This is a genomic window from Alcanivorax sp. HI0044 (genome assembly GCF_001634945.1).
In genome coordinates this window covers 1-486 of the sequence record NZ_LWEZ01000865.1, presented here as the reverse complement: position 1 = coordinate 486, position 486 = coordinate 1, and the positions used below count along the sequence as shown (strand labels likewise).

Genomic DNA, 486 nt, shown 5'->3' with positions numbered 1-486 from the left:
AAGGGCTGGTGTTGCCGGTGGAACGTGAGATTACCCATGACGGCTTTACCAGCCAGTGGCGCACCAACAGCCTGGCGGCGGCCAGTGTGATCCATTGTGCCCGCGGCGATGCGGCATGCGGTGATAGCGGTCAGGCATTGCGGGTGCGCTTGGTGCAGCCGGTAACAGGGTTGCTCTCCAGTGAGCGGGCGCTGAAATACAGCTACCTGATTGTGGGGCTCACCTTTGCGGCGTTTTTCCTTTTTGAAGTGCTGCGCCGGTATCCGTTGCACGCCATGCAATACCTGTTGGTGGGCCTGGCGCTGGCCATGTTCTACCTTTTGCTGGTGGCACTCAGTGAGCATATCGACTTTTTGCTGGCCTACCTGGTGGCCGCGTTATCGTGCTGTGCATTGATAGGCATCTACCTGATGGCAGCCATGCGCTCGCTCAAAGCCGGCTGGACGTTTGCCTTGAGCTTGCTGCTGGTGCAGGGGTTGATCTACG

1 protein-coding gene is annotated in these 486 nt (G+C 59.1%); it reads left to right on the top strand.

Going from position 1 to position 486, the window contains the following annotated elements; translation table 11 throughout:
* Positions 1–17 precede the first annotated feature (17 nt).
* The coding region (locus tag A3730_RS10170; RefSeq protein WP_231883917.1) for an inner membrane CreD family protein at positions 18–486 on the top strand (469 nt) is incomplete at its 3' end.